General features: G+C 40.1%; 20 protein-coding genes. 8 read left to right on the top strand and 12 right to left on the bottom strand.

Annotated elements, in window-relative coordinates; translation table 11 throughout:
* The first annotated feature begins 532 nt into the window (after window positions 1-532).
* From QL986_RS01595 to QL986_RS01585, 3 genes are all read left to right on the top strand, one after another.
* Entirely contained in the window at window positions 533-1192 is a 660-nt protein-coding gene (locus QL986_RS01595) for a hypothetical protein (RefSeq protein ID WP_290191049.1), read from the top strand.
* A 139-nt stretch (window positions 1193-1331) separates the two neighbouring features.
* Window positions 1332-2120: a hypothetical protein gene (locus QL986_RS01590; protein ID WP_290191048.1), complete on the top strand. Its 789-nt coding sequence runs from the start codon at window positions 1332-1334 to the stop codon at window positions 2118-2120.
* 268 nt (window positions 2121-2388) lie between these two features.
* Window positions 2389-2739 (top strand): VOC family protein, encoded by a 351-nt coding sequence (locus QL986_RS01585; RefSeq protein ID WP_013465093.1) that lies wholly within the window; start codon window positions 2389-2391, stop codon window positions 2737-2739.
* A 119-nt stretch (window positions 2740-2858) separates the two neighbouring features.
* On the opposite strand, the gene QL986_RS01580 is transcribed toward QL986_RS01585, so the two are convergent.
* The 5 genes from QL986_RS01580 to QL986_RS01560 all read right to left on the bottom strand — a co-directional run bounded on the left by QL986_RS01580 (window position 2859) and on the right by QL986_RS01560 (window position 5994).
* Window positions 2859-3272: a hypothetical protein gene (locus tag QL986_RS01580; protein WP_090492414.1), complete on the bottom strand. Its 414-nt coding sequence runs from the start codon at window positions 3270-3272 to the stop codon at window positions 2859-2861.
* Entirely contained in the window at window positions 3259-4596 is a 1338-nt protein-coding gene (locus QL986_RS01575) for an ATP-binding protein (RefSeq protein WP_028835133.1), read from the bottom strand. The genes QL986_RS01580 and QL986_RS01575 overlap by 14 nt, the downstream gene beginning before the upstream one ends.
* On the bottom strand, window positions 4590-5264 hold the full coding sequence (locus tag QL986_RS01570) for a response regulator transcription factor (RefSeq protein WP_008109187.1): 675 nt from the start codon (window positions 5262-5264) through the stop codon (window positions 4590-4592). The genes QL986_RS01575 and QL986_RS01570 overlap by 7 nt, the downstream gene beginning before the upstream one ends.
* 3 nt (window positions 5265-5267) lie before the next feature.
* A complete protein-coding gene (locus QL986_RS01565; RefSeq protein ID WP_290191047.1) occupies window positions 5268-5528 on the bottom strand; it encodes a hypothetical protein in 261 nt (86 codons plus the stop codon).
* A gap of 163 nt (window positions 5529-5691) precedes the next feature.
* On the bottom strand, window positions 5692-5994 hold the full coding sequence (locus QL986_RS01560; protein ID WP_016900387.1) for a YciI family protein: 303 nt from the start codon (window positions 5992-5994) through the stop codon (window positions 5692-5694).
* A 188-nt stretch (window positions 5995-6182) separates the two neighbouring features.
* Here QL986_RS01560 and QL986_RS01555 point away from each other — a divergent pair, with 188 nt between their 5' ends.
* Window positions 6183-7607 (top strand): sodium-dependent transporter, encoded by a 1425-nt coding sequence (locus QL986_RS01555; protein ID WP_013465088.1) that lies wholly within the window; start codon window positions 6183-6185, stop codon window positions 7605-7607.
* A 53-nt stretch (window positions 7608-7660) separates the two neighbouring features.
* Here the strand turns inward: QL986_RS01555 and QL986_RS01550 are convergent, their stop codons facing one another.
* Window positions 7661-8302: a CPBP family intramembrane glutamic endopeptidase gene (locus tag QL986_RS01550; RefSeq protein ID WP_024603097.1), complete on the bottom strand. Its 642-nt coding sequence runs from the start codon at window positions 8300-8302 to the stop codon at window positions 7661-7663.
* 231 nt (window positions 8303-8533) lie between these two features.
* Here QL986_RS01550 and QL986_RS01545 point away from each other — a divergent pair, with 231 nt between their 5' ends.
* Window positions 8534-8803, top strand: coding sequence for an HU family DNA-binding protein (locus QL986_RS01545; RefSeq protein ID WP_290191046.1), 270 nt, complete (start codon window positions 8534-8536; stop codon window positions 8801-8803).
* A gap of 222 nt (window positions 8804-9025) precedes the next feature.
* Entirely contained in the window at window positions 9026-9604 is a 579-nt protein-coding gene (locus QL986_RS01540; RefSeq protein WP_290191045.1) for a type 1 glutamine amidotransferase domain-containing protein, read from the top strand.
* A gap of 73 nt (window positions 9605-9677) precedes the next feature.
* Here QL986_RS01540 and trpA read toward each other — a convergent pair whose 3' ends face one another.
* The 6 genes from trpA to QL986_RS01510 are packed head-to-tail and all read right to left on the bottom strand — an operon-like array spanning window position 9678 to window position 16265.
* The gene (trpA, locus tag QL986_RS01535) at window positions 9678-10499 is read right to left on the bottom strand and encodes a tryptophan synthase subunit alpha (RefSeq protein ID WP_290191044.1); all 822 of its coding nucleotides are present in this window, start codon (window positions 10497-10499) and stop codon (window positions 9678-9680) included.
* Window positions 10496-11680, bottom strand: coding sequence for a tryptophan synthase subunit beta (trpB, locus tag QL986_RS01530; protein WP_010390233.1), 1185 nt, complete (start codon window positions 11678-11680; stop codon window positions 10496-10498). The genes trpA and trpB overlap by 4 nt, the downstream gene beginning before the upstream one ends.
* 7 nt (window positions 11681-11687) lie before the next feature.
* On the bottom strand, window positions 11688-13052 hold the full coding sequence (trpCF, locus tag QL986_RS01525) for a bifunctional indole-3-glycerol-phosphate synthase TrpC/phosphoribosylanthranilate isomerase TrpF (RefSeq protein ID WP_290191043.1): 1365 nt from the start codon (window positions 13050-13052) through the stop codon (window positions 11688-11690).
* A complete protein-coding gene (gene trpD / locus QL986_RS01520) occupies window positions 13045-14082 on the bottom strand; it encodes an anthranilate phosphoribosyltransferase (RefSeq protein WP_290191042.1) in 1038 nt (345 codons plus the stop codon). Before trpD ends, trpCF begins: the two co-directional genes overlap by 8 nt.
* Window positions 14083-14092: 10 nt before the next feature.
* On the bottom strand, window positions 14093-14695 hold the full coding sequence (locus QL986_RS01515; protein WP_055012578.1) for an aminodeoxychorismate/anthranilate synthase component II: 603 nt from the start codon (window positions 14693-14695) through the stop codon (window positions 14093-14095).
* Window position 14696: 1 nt separating this feature from the next.
* The gene (locus QL986_RS01510) at window positions 14697-16265 is read right to left on the bottom strand and encodes an anthranilate synthase component 1 (RefSeq protein ID WP_290191041.1); all 1569 of its coding nucleotides are present in this window, start codon (window positions 16263-16265) and stop codon (window positions 14697-14699) included.
* Window positions 16266-16709: 444 nt separating this feature from the next.
* On the opposite strand from QL986_RS01510, the gene QL986_RS01505 reads away from it, so the two are divergent.
* The gene (locus QL986_RS01505; RefSeq protein ID WP_290191040.1) at window positions 16710-17564 is read left to right on the top strand and encodes a PHP domain-containing protein; all 855 of its coding nucleotides are present in this window, start codon (window positions 16710-16712) and stop codon (window positions 17562-17564) included.
* Window positions 17561-18181 (top strand): L-threonylcarbamoyladenylate synthase, encoded by a 621-nt coding sequence (locus QL986_RS01500; protein ID WP_013465078.1) that lies wholly within the window; start codon window positions 17561-17563, stop codon window positions 18179-18181. The genes QL986_RS01505 and QL986_RS01500 overlap by 4 nt, the downstream gene beginning before the upstream one ends.
* The last annotated feature ends 1 nt before the right edge of the window (window position 18182 follow it).

Here is an 18182-nt window from a genome sequence, read left to right as displayed (position 1 = left end):
AAAACTTAATTATAGCAATGTGTTAGGTAATTTGTTAAAACTATATGTAGTAGAAAAAATAAGCGCAGCGCTGGTATAAATATACGAGAGTCACCGACTATAAAATTGTCTGCCATACTTAAACAAAGGAAGGTCTATGAAAAAGGAAATCACAACAACATTTAACGCAGTAGCAACATTCGTGGCACTGCTAGCGATAACTGTCAACGAATTAATATATTATGAACCACACTCTGAATCGAACACCGTTTTTATTGATTTGTTCTTTGAATCTTCGTTGTTTAAATCACTGTTCTTATTTGTAATGCTTATAACAATGATGCTAGTTTTTGCATAAATTTTTCGAAATATATGGAATCGATTGTTTACCGATTTATTTAAACTTCGAGATATTAACTTAAATGAGGCGTATTCGATTACCTCCCTATTAACATTAGTACTTTTCAATTGATGGCTAACAAAAGCTTTAAGCGGATAAAAATGAAAAGCACTTTTTAGCTTAATCATGTATTACCAAACATAGAAGTAGATTATGAAAAATAAGTTTATGGTTATTGTGTGTTCTTTTTTATTAACGCTTTCTTTGAATGCGTTTGCTCAAGAGGATAGCTCAGCAAAAGTAGCCCAGATATTAGGGGATACAATACACGGGACTGATCTAGAAATAGATTTGAGGTTTTTAAAAGGATATAAGCGATCTTATCCTGATTTATCAGAAGATGATGTGCTTGATAAAATGCGAGCAAATAAATTAACGTCAATAATTTGGAAACGAATTATCCAAAAGTTATCTGATGAACATAATTTAGAACCAACAGCCGAAGAAGTAGGAAGTTTTACTGAAGCCATGCATCGTTTAAGCTCAAAGCCATCAGCTGAGACATTAACTTCTGAGATGAAAGAAGCTTCATTTAAGGCAAATAGAGACGTCGTTAAAACTTACAAAATTAGTAAGTATCTTTATGAAACGTATGGAGGCACAGTTATTTTCCAACAGGGAAACCCTCATGAACCTGTAGGAGCCTACCGTAAACTTTTAGAAGAGTATCAAGCCCAAGGGAATTTTAAAATTTATAACCCAAAATATGAAAAAGCTTTCTGGGCGTATTATTTGAGAAAACACCCAATGGTTATTCCAGAGGATAAAGTCGATTTTTCCAAACCATGGTGGGAAAAAGCACAGGTTGAGTAGTGCGTAAAAGCGTATATCAAGCTGTTAAAAAAGCAAAAATATAGTTGACTGTTTTCGTTCCATTTTAACCTATAATTTTTTGTACATTATTATAGCTTGCCCTTGCCTGTGAATTAAATATTTAAAAGGAATTAATTAAATGACAATGAAACAGTTTAAAACAGCGCTAGGCTTTAGCCTGATCTTAGTTACATTTAATAGCTATGCAACATCACTACAGAATCAGAATATTAGCAAATCTTGTGTTAGTGTTGAGAGTGAAAAAGATAAAAAAAGCCGACTACAAAGAGGAGAAGAAAGAGTAGACATTTTTGTCGGTCTGAATTCATTTACTGCTTATGATGAAGGGTTTAGACAAAAGATGAAGAGCGTTCCTGTTAAAGAAATTATGTCATATTCGTTTGCGTCCATGGGCATTATTGCTGCTTCAATGCAAACGGTTTTTCCTGTTTTACAATTAGCGTTGTGCAATGAGGAATATGCAATTAATAATAAGTGTAATTATGAAAGGAATATTCATGGAGGGCGGCTTATTAGTATGGAAACTGAATGGAAAAGTGATACCCAATATACAATGACACAATACGTAACCAATGCTGAAACTGGTGCTAAAAGAATAAAGCTGCTTCTCTCATCTGAACTTCCAAATTACTGGAATGGTAATATGACATTGTTTAACGAGGATGGTTCTAAAGCCGAGGTATCTTGGTCTAGAAGTGATGATGGAACTGAATATTATCAAGGGCGAAGCCTAGGCGGCACCGATATATCAAGTACAACATTTACTGAGTACCCAAATTGCTCTGCAGAGGTAACATATGTCAAAAACGACGTTAAAATTACAGCAAATTGGACATTAGTTGATGAAAAAACAACAGGCAACTTTGTGTATTGTAATCAAAAAGGCTGCCACAATGGGCAGTGGTAAATATTTCAAATTTGATATGAATCTCTGTTTTGTTGTCGTAATTTAAATAATGACGCGATTATTATAATAATATAGCTGGAATGAAAAAATAAAATGAAGTCTTAGGACTGCATTTACCCAAAATATATTTAAAACCCTATCAAAAATATGATACCTAATAACACTGAGATTTGTTCTGGTTTAAGTACAGTCGAGCATTACTGCTATCTTTATTTATTGCTAGCACAAGCCACAAATAAGATAAGTGATAATAAGGGTAAAAACTACAATGACTCAAAATAATAAAATTAACTATATTGAAATTCCTGCACAAAATATTGCAGCTACAAAGGCTTTCTTCAGTACGGTGTTTGGCTGGTCATTTGTAGATTATGGCCCAGAATATTGTAGTTTTACCGCGCAAGGGGTTGATGGTGGTTTCTTTAAATCTGATTTAGTTGTTTCTACTAAAAACGGAAGCCCGTTAATTGTGTTATACAGTAATGACCTTGAAGCGACTCAAAATAAAATTGAAAAAGCTGGAGGCAAAATAATTAAGCCTACATTTTCATTTCCCGGTGGTAGACGATTTCACTTTAGCGATCCTAATGGAAATGAATTTGCGGTATGGTCAGAGTAATCACATTTCAAACTATATAACTACAAAAATGCAGTCTTTAAGGCTGCACTTCCCAAAACACCAATAAACTATTCACTTAATTACCAAGCCACAACATAAATCGCTTCCCTATGAGCTAATTAAAGAGACGTTTTAAGCTGCTGAATAAATTGCTCGGTCATGGCTATTTCACACTCTTTATAAGTTACTACAGCTTGTTGTGCATTAGGTTGTTTTAGCATGTAGCGCCATTGGCAGCTTCTTTGAATGTAGTTGTCTTTAGCGTTAATGCTTAGCTTAAATAATGACAAAATTTGGGTGTTGCCGGTTTCGCTTTCTAATGCAGATAGTTCAAAGGTACGCTTTTGGATCCAGCTATCTTGTTCTTGCTGTACTCTATTTAGTTTGGCATCTAAACATTGTGTATATGCTTTGATTTGTTCGGGTAGGGCGTTTTTTTCAAGTGTGCATTCAAGCGGCGCTGCAACGCTTGGAACAGCCCAAGCAAATAACAGAGCTAGAGTAAAAAAAAGGATATAGTTATTTTTTTTCATGGTAATTAAACTCGAGAATAAATTTTGCGCCGCCCAAACGTTGCGACTGAGAAATAGTTAACAACCCGTGATACGACTTCACCAAGTCAGATACAATCGCCATGCCAACACCATGGCCACTTTCGTAAGTATCAAGGCGAGTACCGCGTTGAAGCAATGACTCGCGTTTGTCTGGTTGAATACCCGGGCCGTCATCACAAATACTAATGCTAAGTGTTTTAGCTTGTGAAACGTCAATACTTACTTGGGAGCGACAGGCTTTGCAGGCATTATCTATTAAGTTACCTAATAACTCCATTAAATCGGTTTTATCGCCTAAAAAGTAATCTTTATCACTCACTTTGCAATTAAATATGATGTCTTTATCGCGATAAACCTTACCCATTGCACTTAAGATAGAGTCGATAACCGGTTTGATGGGGGTTTGCTTTTTCCATGTATCGGAAGCCCCAGTAGCAGCACGTTTTAATTGGTGCTCGATCATCACATTAATTCGGTCGAGTTGTTCTTGTGCGTCGGCATCGTTGGCCAGTGGGCTTGATTTTAATACAGCTAACGGCGTTTTAAGTGCATGTGCTAAATCACTGAGTGAGGCTCTGTAGCGCTCTTTTTGGCGCTGCTGCGACTCTAACAATAGGTTGAGGTCGGCTTTTATTGTTTGTAGCTCAACGGGGTATAAGCCTTTAATTTCTTGAATATCGCCCGATTCAATGGCTTTTATTTCTTTATCTAGGCGCTGCAGCGGCCTTGCACTCCAAATAAAACCAATGGCCATTAACCCTGCAATGGCAATCCCCATTATAAACATCCAATCGACTAAGGTTTGTTTAAACCCGTCCATTAAACGGAGTAGGGCGTCGTTACGTTTTAATAAAATAAAGCGAGCTTGCTCTGATTGGTCAATATTATTAAGAATGACCGTTAAGCTTAACTGCCAATAGGCGGTGTTGTTATAAACCACGCGTCTAAAGTCTGCAGCACCGGCTTTGGGCTCTATATATTGGGGAACAAAGTTAACGTTAACCGCCGACTCAGAATGCCAAATAGGCACATCGTCACGGTAAATCATGGCGTAGGTGTCTGAGTTTAGGTTATTGAGTTCGGGCGTTAAGATAGAGCTGGGCATGATAATACCGCGCTCGGTAAAATCAACCTCGGAGATGAGTGAATACAGGTGCGCTTCGAGGTTTTTTTCGGTGGCATCAACAAGTGACGCGTAATACGCCTTACCTATGGAGTAAAACAAAATAGGTAAGGCGACTAATAAAACAAAGACAAGGATAAATCCTTGCCTTATTTTTAACGAAATTTGCGGTGCTACCACTGGCTTTTAAGCCTGTAACCACGCCCTCGTAGTGTTTCTACTGGGTTAAGCACACCGTCTGGGTCGAGCTTTTTACGTAAACGCAATACAAATACTTCAATGACGTTTGAATCAAGATCGAAATCTTGGTCATAAATATGTTCTGTTAACTCAGACTTTGAAATTACTTTTTGCGGGTTAACCATTAAGTATTCAAGCACTTTATATTCGTATGCGGTTAAGCTTAGCTCTTTGTCGTTTACCCATACTTGTTGTGAACGCGTATGAATTTTAATAGGGCCGGCCGTCATTTCTGGGTTTGCTTTACCTGCACTACGACGAATAAGCGCATTACAGCGAGCAATGAGTTCTTCAACATGAAATGGCTTAGTTAGGTAGTCGTCAGCGCCCGCATCGAGGCCTTCAACTTTGTCTTGCCAGCGATCGCGTGCTGTTAAAATTAAAATAGGGATAGTGATCCCTTGGGCGCGGGCTTTGTTTATAAGCTCTATGCCATCTATTTTAGGCAGGCCTAAATCAACCACTGCCATGTCTAAAGGGTATTCTGTTATATGAAAAAGGCCCGCTTCGCCATCGTGACATAAATCAACACTATAACGCTCTTTTTCTAATGCATTGCGCAGATTGTCTGCCAAATGTAAATCATCTTCTATTACTAAAATTCGCATTGGTTAATCCTTTTTCACTTCGCCAGTTTTTTTGTTTATCTTCAAATCGACGACGTGGCCGTCAGCTTTTAAAATTCGTACTGTATAAAATTGTGTTTCTTCTGAAATTTTTAATGTTGTACCGTCTGTGGTTTGTTTTGCAAGTATTACTGCTTTCTTTTTGCTTATCTCAATTTTATCGGGTGTGCTGTTAGTATTATTTGCATGGGCAACATTAGCCAAACAAAAAATAGCAATTAAATTGAGTGTTAATAATACACGCATTACGAAACTCCTAGAACATACCTGCTTAGCCTAAAAAACTAAGCCACTAAAATTTAATTACTCTATTGGGTATTTAAATTTTTATAAGACAAAGTCTAATTAAAAATGAGTGAACAAACCCTGAATTACTGGTTGCAGTTAAACAGGGGAACTCACGTTAATGTTAAGCAGGGAACACTTTTTTGAATGGTTTAACGATTGAGTTTTCATATACGCCACCCGCAACATAAGGATCATCTGCGGCCCATTCTCTGGCATCTTCTAAAGAGTTAAATTCAGCAATCACTAAAGAGCCAGTAAAGCCCGCATCTTGAGGGTCTTCACTATCAACCGCTGGAAGGGGGCCGGCTGTTAATAGTCGACCTTCGTTTTCTAGCGTTTGTAAACGTGCTAAATGAGCAGGGCGAGCGGCTTTTCTGTGCTCTAAGCTGTTCTGGACGTCCGTTGAATAAATCATATACAACATAAAAATACTCTCAAAACTTGTTAAATTTAATTAACCGCATACTAGCATAGCGTTGATAAATGGTGAATTAAAAGTGTTTATGGCGATGTTTACAGCAAGAATGTTTTTTTACGCGGTAATTGCTTGAAAAGCGTTGTGTAACACTGGTAGAGTCCCTTGGATAAGATAAATAATAACAAGGTTATTACATGAGTGAAAATAGAGAGCACTTTAGCTCCCGCTTAGGATTTATATTAGCAGCGGCGGGTTCTGCTGTGGGCATTGGTAACTTAGTAGGCTTTCCAGTTTCTGCGACTAAGAATGGCGGTGGTGCATTTTTGCTCGTCTATGCTTTGTTCGTCGCATTCATTTGTTTACCCGTCATGATGGCCGAAATGGCTATGGGTCGCCACGCACAAAAAGATCCTCTTGGTGCATACAAGGCGTTAGCCAATAACGACAAAAAATGGAAGTTTGCTGGCTTTTTAGCCGTGTTAACGCCATTTATGATTGCCGTTTTTTACATGGTGATCACGGTGTGGATTTTTGGTTACTTAAGCCAAACCGCATTTGGTAATTTGGATAAGTTGGCAAACCCTGGGCACTTTGATGAGTTTATTAATAGCTACACGGTGTTTGGCTACATGGCACTGGTTGTGGTGATTGTTAACTTAATATTGGTCGGTGGCGTAAAAGATGGCATAGAAAAAGCGGCTAAATTTTTGATGCCGGCGTTATTTGTCATGCTTATTATATTAGTGGGTTACGTACTCACCCTTGATAACGCTATGGCGGGTGTGAAGTACTATATTATTCCTGATTTTAGTAAAATGAATGCCAGTGTTCTTAATGGCGCATTGAGCCAAGCGTTTTTCTCATTGTCGTTAGGTATGGGTATTTTAATTACGTATGCCTCTTACATTTCTAAAAAAGATGACATTGTGGGCAGTGCGAAAATGGTTGCCATTACCGACTCATTAGTTGCCTTTGTAGCAGGCTTAATGGTGTTACCGGCTATTTTTAGCTTTGACCCAAATACCGATCCAACAAAGTTATCTGACTCGTCAGTTTCAATGATTTTTGTGTACTTACCAAAAATCTTATTAGCGTTACAACACGATATTGGCTACTTTGGCGCATCAGCCGTGGCGTTTATTTTCTTTTTGCTGGTATTTTTTGCTGCAATTACATCGTTGGTATCAATTGTCGAAGTGCCGACTGCCACACTCAGCGACCGTAAAGGCATTAGCCGTAAAAAAGCGCTAGGAATACTTACCTTATCAACCGGTGTGTTAACCATTATGTGTATTATGTCGTTTGGTATGATTGACAGCCTCACTACCTTTACTAGCTACGGCAGTGGTAACAAGAGCTTTTTTGATATTGTATATGACGTGTTCTACGACACTATTTTACCACTCAATGGTTTAATGGTGTGTTTGTTTGTAATGTATAAATGGAAGAAAGTTCGTTTAAGTGAAGAGCTAAGACAAGGTTCGCCTAATTATGCGAATAGCTTTATGGAAAAGTACGTTAACTTTTCACTACAAACATTTATCCCAGCGATTTTACTGCTTATTTTTGTAAATACCGTTGCGACCAAGTTTTTTAATATCAGTATTTTTGGTTTTTAATTAAAACTAATTTAATAAAGCCGCGCATGTCGCGGCTTTTTTGTTGCGGTTAGTTAATTCAGTGCACCCGAATCTAAGTAGTCACCAATCCCTAGGGTAAACATCCAAATGCCCCATAAGCTGTGCTCAATAACACAGGCAAAAGTTGAGCGGCTTTGCGCGTAGGTATAGGCAAACAGTAAGCCACCGACAAACGCTAAACTAACAGCTATCCAATTGGCGTAAATAATATGTGCCAATGCAAATACACTGGCGCTAATAATAATGCGCAACCATTTACTGGGCATAATGCGCTTATAGCGATGAAAAAAATACGTTCTAAATATTAACTCTTGCGGGATCACCGACAACAAAGGGTAGAGCAGCAATAGCATCAGCCAATCGGTGAGGTTTTCACGCGGTAAAGTAAACCAGTGTCCTTGGTAGAGTAGGTTATAAAACACCCCTGAAAATAATGCGCCAATAAAGAAAAAGCTAAACATACGGCGCTTCACAGCAGAAAACTGCCCCATACTGGTTAATCTAAAGCGCTTAAAGTGAATGTCGTTTAGTAGCAGCATACAGCACACACTCATTAAAATGATCAGTGCTGGAATAAGCCAGTTAGATAAATACTGGCGAATATTAAAGCCAATTAAAGGCAGGATGATAAAAATAAAGGTAAATTCAAACCAGCGGTATTGATTAGCGTTCACGTTTGCTCACGGTGATTTTTATTTTACCTTAGCAAGCGATTAAGTCATCTTTATGACTATAAAACAGCCAAGCTGATTATATTTAAACCCAATGACTCTCACTAAGGCCCTTAGCCCTTGGTTAAGGTTGACTTACCCCCTTGCAACCCTTAGCCTGCCTGCTTTTATTTTTACATCATTGTATTGCCACGCTAGTTGGCTAAAGCCAGCGCGTGTATTTAGGAGCAAAAAATGAATAAGGCAGAACTTGTTACAGCCATGGCACACACGAGCGAGTTAACAAAAAAAGACGCACAAGCAGCGTTAACCAGCTTACAAAAGGTGATTACCAAATCATTGTCTGAAGGCGATCAGGTACAAATATCTGGTTTTGGCACTTTTACATTAAGTTATTACCCAGCCCGTACAGGTCGTAATCCACAAACCGGCGAAGCAATAGAAATAGAAGGGGCTAATAAAGCCGTATTTAAGCCAGCCAAAGCGTTAAAAGACAGCCTTTAATTGTCAATGCCTGTAAGGGAGTTTTGTTATTCAAACAAAGCATGTACCTTGCAGGCTATTTCCATTTTTGAAAAATGGCTGTGTAGTATCTGCAACCACTGTAAATAATTTACATAGCACTCTCATCTCTTTATATAAAACGCCAATATTATCAATATGTTATTCTTGGTATGTGATATGCAAGCCTCTCTGTGTATCAAAAAATAAGATAAGGAGTATTTAATGAGTAATTTACATAGCAGCACCCGTTTACAAGGTAAAAAAATTGCCATTTTAGCCACCGATGGATTTGAACAAAGCGAGCTACTTTCGCCGCAAAGCGCATTACTAGAGGCGGGCGCCGATATAGAGGTGGTGTCTATTAAAGAAGGGCAGATCACAGGTTGGAATAAAGATAATTGGGGTGAAAAAGTAACCGTTGATAAATTAGCATCAGATGCAAATGCCGCTGACTACGATGCACTTTTATTGCCGGGTGGTTTGTTTAATCCCGATAGCTTACGTCAAAATACAGATGCCAAAGCGTTTGTTGATGGCTTTTTTGGAGCTAAGAAAAACAAACCCGTGGCCGCTATATGTCATGCACCTTGGTTATTAGCTGAAATTAATAAGCTCAGAGATAAAAAAGTGACTTCTTTCCCTAGTATTAAAAGCGATTTAATTAACGCCGGAGCTCATTGGGTAGATCAAGAAGTGTGTGTTGATAACGGCTTAGTCACTAGCCGCAGCCCTGCAGATTTAGATGCATTTAATGCAAAATTTATTGAAGAAATACTCGAAGGTAAGCACCAAGCGCATTAGCTGTGGGCTTTTAAATAGAAAAGGGCATATTACATGCCCTTTTTTATTGATAATGATAAAACACAGCTCGCTATTAAAGCGCAGTAGCGGCTTTCATATCGCTTACAAATGTTTTTAGCTGCGTGGTCATTGCATCTAAATCATCTAAGTTTGCTTCAATAATTTTTACCACAGCAGAGCCCGAAATAGCCCCCGCAGCACCGGCTTTAAGTGCCGCTTTTACATCTTCAGGCGTTGAAATACCAAAGCCTAATAATGCAGGTGCACTGTGGTACTCTTCTAAGCGCGTAACCACATGGGTTGCTGGCATTTGTGCTTTTGTGTCTGTACCTGTTACCCCAGCACGAGAAAGCAAGTAGGTGTAGCCACGGCCGTATGATGCACATTCACGCAGGGTATCGTCACTGGCGTTCGGTGTAGCGATAAAAATCGGGTCTATACCATTGGCCATGGCGGCTTTTCTAAACATTTTAGACTCATGCAATGGCACATCAGCCACTAAAATAGAGTCAACACCCACAGCTTTTGCATCGGTGTAAAACTTTTCTAAGCCACGTTTAAATATTAAGTTTGAATACAATAACAAACCAATTGGAATGTCGGCGTTATATTCACGGATCTCTTTAATAATATCAAAGCAGTCTTGCGTATTAATATGCACGTTTAAGGCACGAATATTGGCTTTTTGAATGACAGGGCCATCGGCAATCGGGTCGGAAAACGGAATACCTAATTCAAGCCCGTCAGCGCCGCCATCAATTAAGCTTTTAATAATTTCGATGCTTTGCGCTTTACCTGGATCGCCAATGGTTACAAACGGAACAAAAGCACCCTGGTTTTGCTCTTTAAGCGCGGCAAACATTTGTCCATAACGGTCAGTTTTTACGTGGCTCATAGTTGACCTTCCTCTGATAATACCTTGTGTACGTGGGCTAAGTCTTTATCGCCACGACCACTTAAATTAATAACAATGATACTGTCTTGCGTTTGCTCTTCTGCATATTCGAGGGCATAGGCTAGCGCATGACTTGATTCAAGCGCAGGAATAATCCCTTCGTGTTTAGCTAATGCTTGAAAGGCATCAAGTGCTTTGGTGTCGGTAATACCGACATATTGAGCACGGCCAGTTTCGTGCAAAAAGGCATGTTGAGGGCCAACTGCGGGGTAATCTAGTCCCGCCGATACAGAGTAAGACTCTTCAATTTGGCCATCTGTATTTTGCATAATATAAGTGTAAGTACCGTGCAAAATACCTTTTGTTCCTTTACAGATAGTTGCGCCATGTTCGTGCGTGTCTAACCCTTTACCTGCAGGTTCAACGCCAATGAGTTTAACGCTTGGCTCATCAATAAAATCGGTAAACATACCAATTGCGTTAGACCCACCGCCTACACACGCAATAACCGCATCAGGCAAACGCCCTTCGGCTTTAAGTACTTGTTGTTTTGCTTCTTCACCAATTATTTTTTGATATTCACGTACAATAGTCGGGAATGGGTGAGGACCCGCGGCAGTACCTAAAAGGTAATGAGCTTCTTGATAATTGGCAGACCAATCACGCAGTGCCTCGTTAACCGCATCTTTTAATGTACCCGAGCCTGCGGTTACCGGAATAACTTCAGCGCCCATTAGCTTCATTCTAAATACATTTGGTTGTTGGCGTTCAACATCTTTTGCACCCATATAAATGCGGCATTTTAGTCCAAGTAACGCACAGGCAAGTGCCGTTGCAACGCCGTGCTGGCCGGCGCCTGTTTCAGCAATCACTTCTTTTTTACCCATACGTTTGGTAAGCAGAGCTTGGCCTAAAACTTGGTTTGTTTTGTGCGCACCACCGTGGAGTAAATCTTCACGCTTTAAGTACAGTTTTACTTTTGGGTTTTTAACTAAGTTACGCGTTAAAGTAAGCGGGGTAGGACGGCCTGCATACTCGTTAAGTAATTTACTTAGTTCTGCCTGAAATTCAGGATCTTTCTGTGCTTTATTAAATTCGTTTTCTAACTGCTTAAGCGCAGGGACAAGCAGTTCGGGTACAAACATACCGCCAAACTCGCCAAAATAAGCTGGATTTTGCATTTTAACCTCAATAATTTCTGATACTTGTAAAAGCATGATGTAGTTTGTTTGCACACTTTTTACCTGGAGACTCTTCAACACCTGAATTTAAATCAAGCCCAAGAGCACCTTGAAAAAGTGCATCGCTAATATTGTCTGGGTTTAAGCCGCCAGCAAGCATAAATGGGGTCGTTGCATCGCGAAGTACCGACCAATCAAATGTTTTGCCTGTGCCGCCAGCCTGTGAATCACTGTGAGTGTCGTATAAATGGCGATCGGCTCCTATAATCGGTTGAGGCAAAGCATCTTTGATGGCCTGTGCTTTCCATATTTCACAATGACGTGGTAGTTCATTACGTAACGATGCAATGTAATGTTCATCTTCTTGGCCATGTAATTGAACAGCAGACAGTTTTAGTTGTTTAGCGTGCTCAGCAACCTCTGCTATGGCGGCATTAACAAACACCCCAACAAATTTTAAAGGGGCACTTTGGCTGATTTCTTTGGCGCAATCTAAATCGACAAAGCGCGGTGATTTTGGATAAAAAATTAATCCGCCATAAAGGGCACCGTTGTCGTAAGCCGCAATGGCATCTTGATTACGGGTTAATCCACAGACTTTGTTTTCGCCTAGGATTACGCGGCGACACGCTTGTAATAAATCAGCCTCAGCCATTAATGAGCTGCCAATTAAGAAACCATTACATAAAGGCGCTAAACGCTTTACATCTTGATGGGTATAAATACCTGACTCTGAAATAACCACTTTATCGTTAGGAATAAGTTTACGTAGTCGTTCTGTGGTGGCTAAGTCGGTGCTTAAATCACGCAAATCTCGATTATTAATTCCAATTATTTGTGCATTTAGTGCCAGCGCACGGTGAACTTCTTCTTCGTTACTTACCTCAGTTAATACTGACATATTTAATGAGTCGGCCACTTCATGCAGTGTTTTGTATTGCTGATTGTCAAGCACAGATAGCATAAGTAAAATAGCGTCGCCGCCATATATACGTGCCATATAAATTTGGTACTCATCAATAAAAAAGTCTTTACAAATAAGCGGCTGTTCTACTTGGCTGCGCACAAATTCAAGGTAATCAAAACTGCCTTGAAAGTACTTTTCGTCAGTTAACACACTCATACAAGTGGCATACTGCTTATACGCTTGGGTGATTTCTGTTAAATCAAAAGGCTGACGAATCAACCCCTTAGAGGGCGACGCTTTTTTGCATTCTAAAATAAACTGAGTACCAGGTGCTGCCAGTGCTTTGTAAAAACTACGCTCAGTCGGTTTGGCTTGGTGTTTAAAGCTCTCTAGTGGGCGTGCAGCCTTACGCTCGATTAGTTCTATTTTTTTATCGGCAATAATTTTGTCTAATACATTAGCCATGACTTACCTCAATAATTGCATTTAATGTGTCCATGGCCTTGCCTGAACGTAATAAAGAGTGTGTTATTTGCGCACCTTGTTTTAACGACTCTGCTTGGCCGGTTAAGTACAGCAATGCGGCCACATTAACAACAATTGCGGCGTTGTGTGCCTCAGTGCCTTTACCTTGTAAAATAGCAAGGCTGGCGTTTGCATTGTATTTTGGGCCTTCACCGGCTAATTGTTCAAGTGAATAGTTTGCAAGGTCAAAATCACTTGGACTGAGTGTGTACTGAGTAATTTTACCATTATTAAGCTCTACAACCTGTGTTGGGCCATGTAAGGCAATTTCGTCAGTACCAGAGCCGTGCACTATCATAGCGCGTTTAGTGCCTAGAGTATTAAGCGTTTGTGCCATTGGCAGACATAAAGACTCATCGTACACGCCGAGTAATTGCACCTCAGGAGCGGCTGGATTAGCCAGTGGCCCAAGAATATTAAAAATGGTTCGGGTTTTTAAACTGGTACGCACGTTCATCGCATGGCGCACCCCGCTGTGGTAGTGCGGTGCAAATAAAAAGGTAAAATTTGTGCTCTCTAAACAACGAGCAGCGACCTCTGGGGTCATATCGATATTGATCCCCAGTGCTTTGAGCAAGTCAGCAGACCCAGAATTACTCGATACACTGCGATTGCCATGTTTTACCATATTAATACCTGCCGCGGCCGCCACAATCGCGGCCGTGGTACTAATATTTATAGTGTTTGAACCATCGCCACCGGTGCCACAGCTATCAGCAAGTAGCGTTTTATTAGTGGTAAAGGCAACGGCATTTTCACGCATTGAAGAGGCAGCACCGGCAATCTCATCGCTTACTTCACCTTTCATTTTAAGGCCAATAAGTAACGCAGAGAGTTCAATGTCGCTCATATTACCTTGCATAATTTGATCAAATAGCGATTTTGCTTGCACGTAACTAAGTGACTGCTTTGTGATGATGTGCTCAATGGCGTGTTGAACATTAAGCGGGCTGTGTAATTGATTAGTCATAATGTTCCTTTTATTTGGCACGTGTTAAATAAGCAACGCTTTGCTGTAGTAGCATTGCGCCATTGGGCGTTAAAATTGACTCTGGGTGGAATTGATAGCCCAGTACATTGTCTTGATGATGATAAATAGCCATTGGTATATCTTGGTATTTGGCAATAACGGCTAAGTTATCAGGTACTTTTGTTGCCATTAAAGAATGATAACGTGCCACTGGCATGGTGCTTCCCATACCGTAAAATACAGGGTGATCATTTAAATTTATAATTGATGACTTACCATGTACGGTTTCACCAGCGTGACCGATTACTCCGCCATAGCTTTGTGTTAGCGCTTGTTGGCCTAAACAAATACCTAGCATTGGAAATTGCCCCTTACACAGGTTAATTAACTCCATAAGGCAGCCTGCATCGCTAGGTGCACCAGGGCCTGGTGATAATACCAGCAGTACTTGTCCACGCTCTGCCTGCATTTTTTCGAATATGATCTCTGCGCTAATGTTGTTTCGGTAAACTACTAACTCAGCACCTAGCATTGTTAGCTCATCAACAAGGTTGTAGCTAAATGAGTCAAAGTTATCTAAAAAGTAAATTTTAATAGGGTGTGCTTCACTCATTTTATACTGCCTTATACGTCGATTTAATCGCGGTGATCACCGCTTGGGCTTTAGCGCGCGTTTCGTTTGCCTCTGACATTGGATCTGAATCGAATACAACCCCAGCACCAGCCTGCACATAAGCAATATTATTTTTAACAAAGGCGGCACGAATAACAATACAGCTGTCCATGGCACCGTCACCAGTTAAATAACCAACCGCGCCACCATAGCTACCGCGACGTTTGCCTTCAGTTTTGCGCACTAATTCTGCCGCACGCACTTTGGGTGCCCCCACTAAGGTACCCATATTCATACAGGCTTGATAAGCATGCAGGGCATCTAGTTCGGGTTTTAATTTCCCCACCACGCGTGATACTAAATGCATTACTTGTGAATAACGGTCTACTTTTAATAGCTCTTTGGCATGGCGAGTACCAGGCACGCTAATACGAGCAACGTCGTTACGTGCTAAATCAACCAGCATTAAGTGCTCGGCACGTTCTTTTTGATCGTTTCTGAGCTCAAGTTCAATACGGCTATCTAAATCGGGATTAATTTGTCCATTTGCAAACTTACCCCGTGGACGAGTACCTGCAATCGGATAAACCTCAACTTGTTGAGACTTCACCTCATACTTAAGCGCAGACTCTGGTGAAGCGCCAAATAATGAGAAATCTTCATCACGCATGTAAAACATGTACGGGCTTGGGTTTTGCTTTTTAAGCTGGCTATAAGCATGTAATGAGTCAGGGCACGGCAATGAGAAAGTACGAGAGGGCACCACTTGAAAAATATCGCCATCAACTATGTGTTGCTTAAGTTTAATCACTTGTTGGCAATATTGCTCATCACTAATATCAACATTTACAGGGCAGTCACCTGTTTGGCTTAGGGCACTAAAGTCTGCGGCGTGGTCGCACAATGTATTAAGGCGCTCTAATTGTTTGCCCACTTCAAAACAATTAGCGTGAACATCAGGGCCATTAAACACATTACCAATTAACTCGGTTGTTTGTTTTTGGTGATCAATAACAACCAGTGTTTCGGCTAAATAAAATACGTAGTCAGGGCAGGTGTTTTCACCGTCAGGCACATCGGATAGTTGTTCAAAGTTAGCCACCATGTCGTAGGCAAATACGCCGCCTAAAAACACTGAGAACGGATTGTCAGTGGTGCTTCTAATACTATTTAAACAAGTGCGTAGTGCACTAAAAGCGTTATCTGCAATCAGTTTGCTAGCTTGGTCAATGGTGTCATCGACTGGGTGATACTCAAGTGTGAGTGTGGTATCGGTTAACTGTGAAGCGCAGTTTTGTACATTAGCCTGCAAATAGTTAAGTAGTTGTTGGCCGTTGTTTGATTGTGCACTGATGCTCACTTGGTTGCCTTGGCAAACAATACGCAATGCACAATCAACTAGTATTAAGCTTTTTACGCTATCTTTTGAATCTATTTCTGCAGATTCAAGCAATAGTGAGTTAGGTTTATCAAGTGCCGCATACAAGGCAAGTGGGCTACTTATGTAGTCTCGTACTTGCGTTATGCTGGTCACTTCACCTGGTGTTGTTGTTATATGACTAAAAATCAAACCTCATCCCCTAAAAAAATAAAACCCCGCAATGCTAAGCAGTGCGGGGTTTGAATAACGATGTCTAAATTATAGATAGACCATTACCGTCCCGCTATGCCAGGCGCCACCACCAATGATGTGTAAGAGTGTTTACGTTATTCATGTTTTTAATTCCTGTTAATCTTGTATTGCAAAATTTAGTGATAAAAAAACCCGCATGGTAGCGGGTTAGAATTTTTTGTTTAGACACGACAATTCATCACCCTTTGTTTTAAGAGTGCCACCACCAGATGATGTTTTGAATTGTATTTTTCATTGTTATTTATTCTTTAATGTCTAAAAGTGGCTACAGTAAAACGTATCAACTGCTTTTGTGTCAAGTGTTTATTTAAAACAATTTCGTTAAAAAACTTGTTATACTGTGTGAAACAGCATTAAACCATTAATTAAAGTAGTTTTCATTTGATAAAATACGACTTACATAGCCATACAACACACTCAGACGGACATTTAACCGTTGAGGAACTATTAGCGCGAGCAGTCGATAAAAACATTGATGTATTTGCCATTACCGATCACGATACTGTGGCCGCAATTGAGCCTGCGCAGGCTTTTATCAAACGTGAAAACTTGCCGCTTAAACTGATTAATGGGGTTGAAATATCAACCAAATGGGAGAGTTTTGAAATACATATTGTTGGGCTTAACATTGATACCAATGATAGCACTTTGCATACATTACTTAGCGAGCAACAGCAAAAGCGCGAAACCCGTGCAATTGAAATAGGCCATCGATTAACTAAAAATGGCTTTGAGGGTATTTATCAACAAGCCCGCGATCTGGCTGAAAATGCGCAAATTACTCGCGCTCACTTTGCCAGAGCTTTAATTGAGCGAGGTGTGGCTAAAAACTTTCCTGGGGTATTTAAAAAGTACTTAGGGCGAGGAAAAACCGGTTACGTACCGAGTAACTGGTGTGATATGCAAACGGCAATTTCAGCGATTCATGCCGCCGGTGGGGTGGCTGTTTTGGCGCACCCAACTAGCTATAAAATGTCGAATAAATGGTTGCGTAAACTACTCGTAGAGTTTAAATCAGTGGGCGGTGATGCAATGGAAGTTGCCCAACCGCAACAGGCCCCGAGTGAGCGTCAGTTTTTAGGCTTATTGAGTCAAGAATACGAGCTACTTTGCTCTCAAGGCTCTGATTTTCATTTTCCGACTAGTTATTTAGAACTTGGAAAAAATTTATACTTACCTAAAGATTGCCAAGGGGTTTGGCAAACATGGGAAAAGCACGAAGGAGTTGCATTATGAGTCAATTATTTCATATACATCCAGATAATCCACAGCCTAGATTAATTTCTCAAGCTGTTGATATTATTAAACAAGGCGGCGTAGTTGTGTATCCTACAGATTCAGGATACGCGATAGGCTGTAATTTAGGTAATAAGCAAGCTAAAGAGCGCATTGAACGTATTCGTGGTATTGAAAAACATCACAATTTTACTTTGGTATGCCGTGATTTATCTGAGCTGTCTACTTATGCGCGTGTTGATAACCAAATGTTTAGGCTTATTAAAAATAATACCCCAGGGCCTTACACGTTTATTTTTAAAGGTACAAAAGAAGTGCCTAAGCGGTTATTAAACGACAAGAAAAAAACCATAGGCATACGTGTTATAGAGCACCCAATAGCGTGTGCTTTATTAGCTGAGCTGGGTGAGCCCTTAATGTCGTGCTCACTTATTTTACCGGGCGAAGAGTTTACTCAAGCTGATCCCGATGACATTTTAGAGCGCCTTGATAAACATGTGGATTTAATTATTCATGGTGGGTATTTACCTGAGCAGGCGACCACAGTGATTGATTTATCAGAAGATGATATTCAAATTCTTCGTGTTGGTTGCGGTGATACAACGCCATTTGAATAAC

The sequence above is a fragment of the Pseudoalteromonas sp. APC 3250 genome (genome assembly GCF_030407915.1).
GTDB classification, from domain to species: Bacteria; Pseudomonadota; Gammaproteobacteria; order Enterobacterales; family Alteromonadaceae; genus Pseudoalteromonas; species Pseudoalteromonas tetraodonis.
This window is presented reverse-complemented; position numbering and strand designations above follow the sequence as displayed.

What these genes read in the sequence shown, in the direction of transcription:
- QL986_RS01595 (WP_290191049.1), top strand. Translation starts at nt 533, where the DNA reads ATGAAAAATAAGTTTATGGTTATTGTGTGTTCTTTTTTATTAACGCTT.
- QL986_RS01590 (WP_290191048.1), top strand. Translation starts at nt 1,332, where the DNA reads ATGACAATGAAACAGTTTAAAACAGCGCTAGGCTTTAGCCTGATCTTA.
- QL986_RS01585 (WP_013465093.1), top strand. Translation starts at nt 2,389, where the DNA reads ATGACTCAAAATAATAAAATTAACTATATTGAAATTCCTGCACAAAAT.
- QL986_RS01580 (WP_090492414.1), bottom strand. Translation starts at nt 3,272, where the DNA reads ATGAAAAAAAATAACTATATCCTTTTTTTTACTCTAGCTCTGTTATTT.
- QL986_RS01570 (WP_008109187.1), bottom strand. Translation starts at nt 5,264, where the DNA reads ATGCGAATTTTAGTAATAGAAGATGATTTACATTTGGCAGACAATCTG.
- QL986_RS01565 (WP_290191047.1), bottom strand. Translation starts at nt 5,528, where the DNA reads ATGCGTGTATTATTAACACTCAATTTAATTGCTATTTTTTGTTTGGCT.
- QL986_RS01560 (WP_016900387.1), bottom strand. Translation starts at nt 5,994, where the DNA reads ATGTTGTATATGATTTATTCAACGGACGTCCAGAACAGCTTAGAGCAC.
- QL986_RS01555 (WP_013465088.1), top strand. Translation starts at nt 6,183, where the DNA reads ATGAGTGAAAATAGAGAGCACTTTAGCTCCCGCTTAGGATTTATATTA.
- QL986_RS01545 (WP_290191046.1), top strand. Translation starts at nt 8,534, where the DNA reads ATGAATAAGGCAGAACTTGTTACAGCCATGGCACACACGAGCGAGTTA.
- QL986_RS01540 (WP_290191045.1), top strand. Translation starts at nt 9,026, where the DNA reads ATGAGTAATTTACATAGCAGCACCCGTTTACAAGGTAAAAAAATTGCC.
- trpA (WP_290191044.1), bottom strand. Translation starts at nt 10,499, where the DNA reads ATGAGCCACGTAAAAACTGACCGTTATGGACAAATGTTTGCCGCGCTT.
- trpB (WP_010390233.1), bottom strand. Translation starts at nt 11,680, where the DNA reads ATGCAAAATCCAGCTTATTTTGGCGAGTTTGGCGGTATGTTTGTACCC.
- trpCF (WP_290191043.1), bottom strand. Translation starts at nt 13,052, where the DNA reads ATGGCTAATGTATTAGACAAAATTATTGCCGATAAAAAAATAGAACTA.
- trpD (WP_290191042.1), bottom strand. Translation starts at nt 14,082, where the DNA reads ATGACTAATCAATTACACAGCCCGCTTAATGTTCAACACGCCATTGAG.
- QL986_RS01515 (WP_055012578.1), bottom strand. Translation starts at nt 14,695, where the DNA reads ATGAGTGAAGCACACCCTATTAAAATTTACTTTTTAGATAACTTTGAC.
- QL986_RS01500 (WP_013465078.1), top strand. Translation starts at nt 17,561, where the DNA reads ATGAGTCAATTATTTCATATACATCCAGATAATCCACAGCCTAGATTA.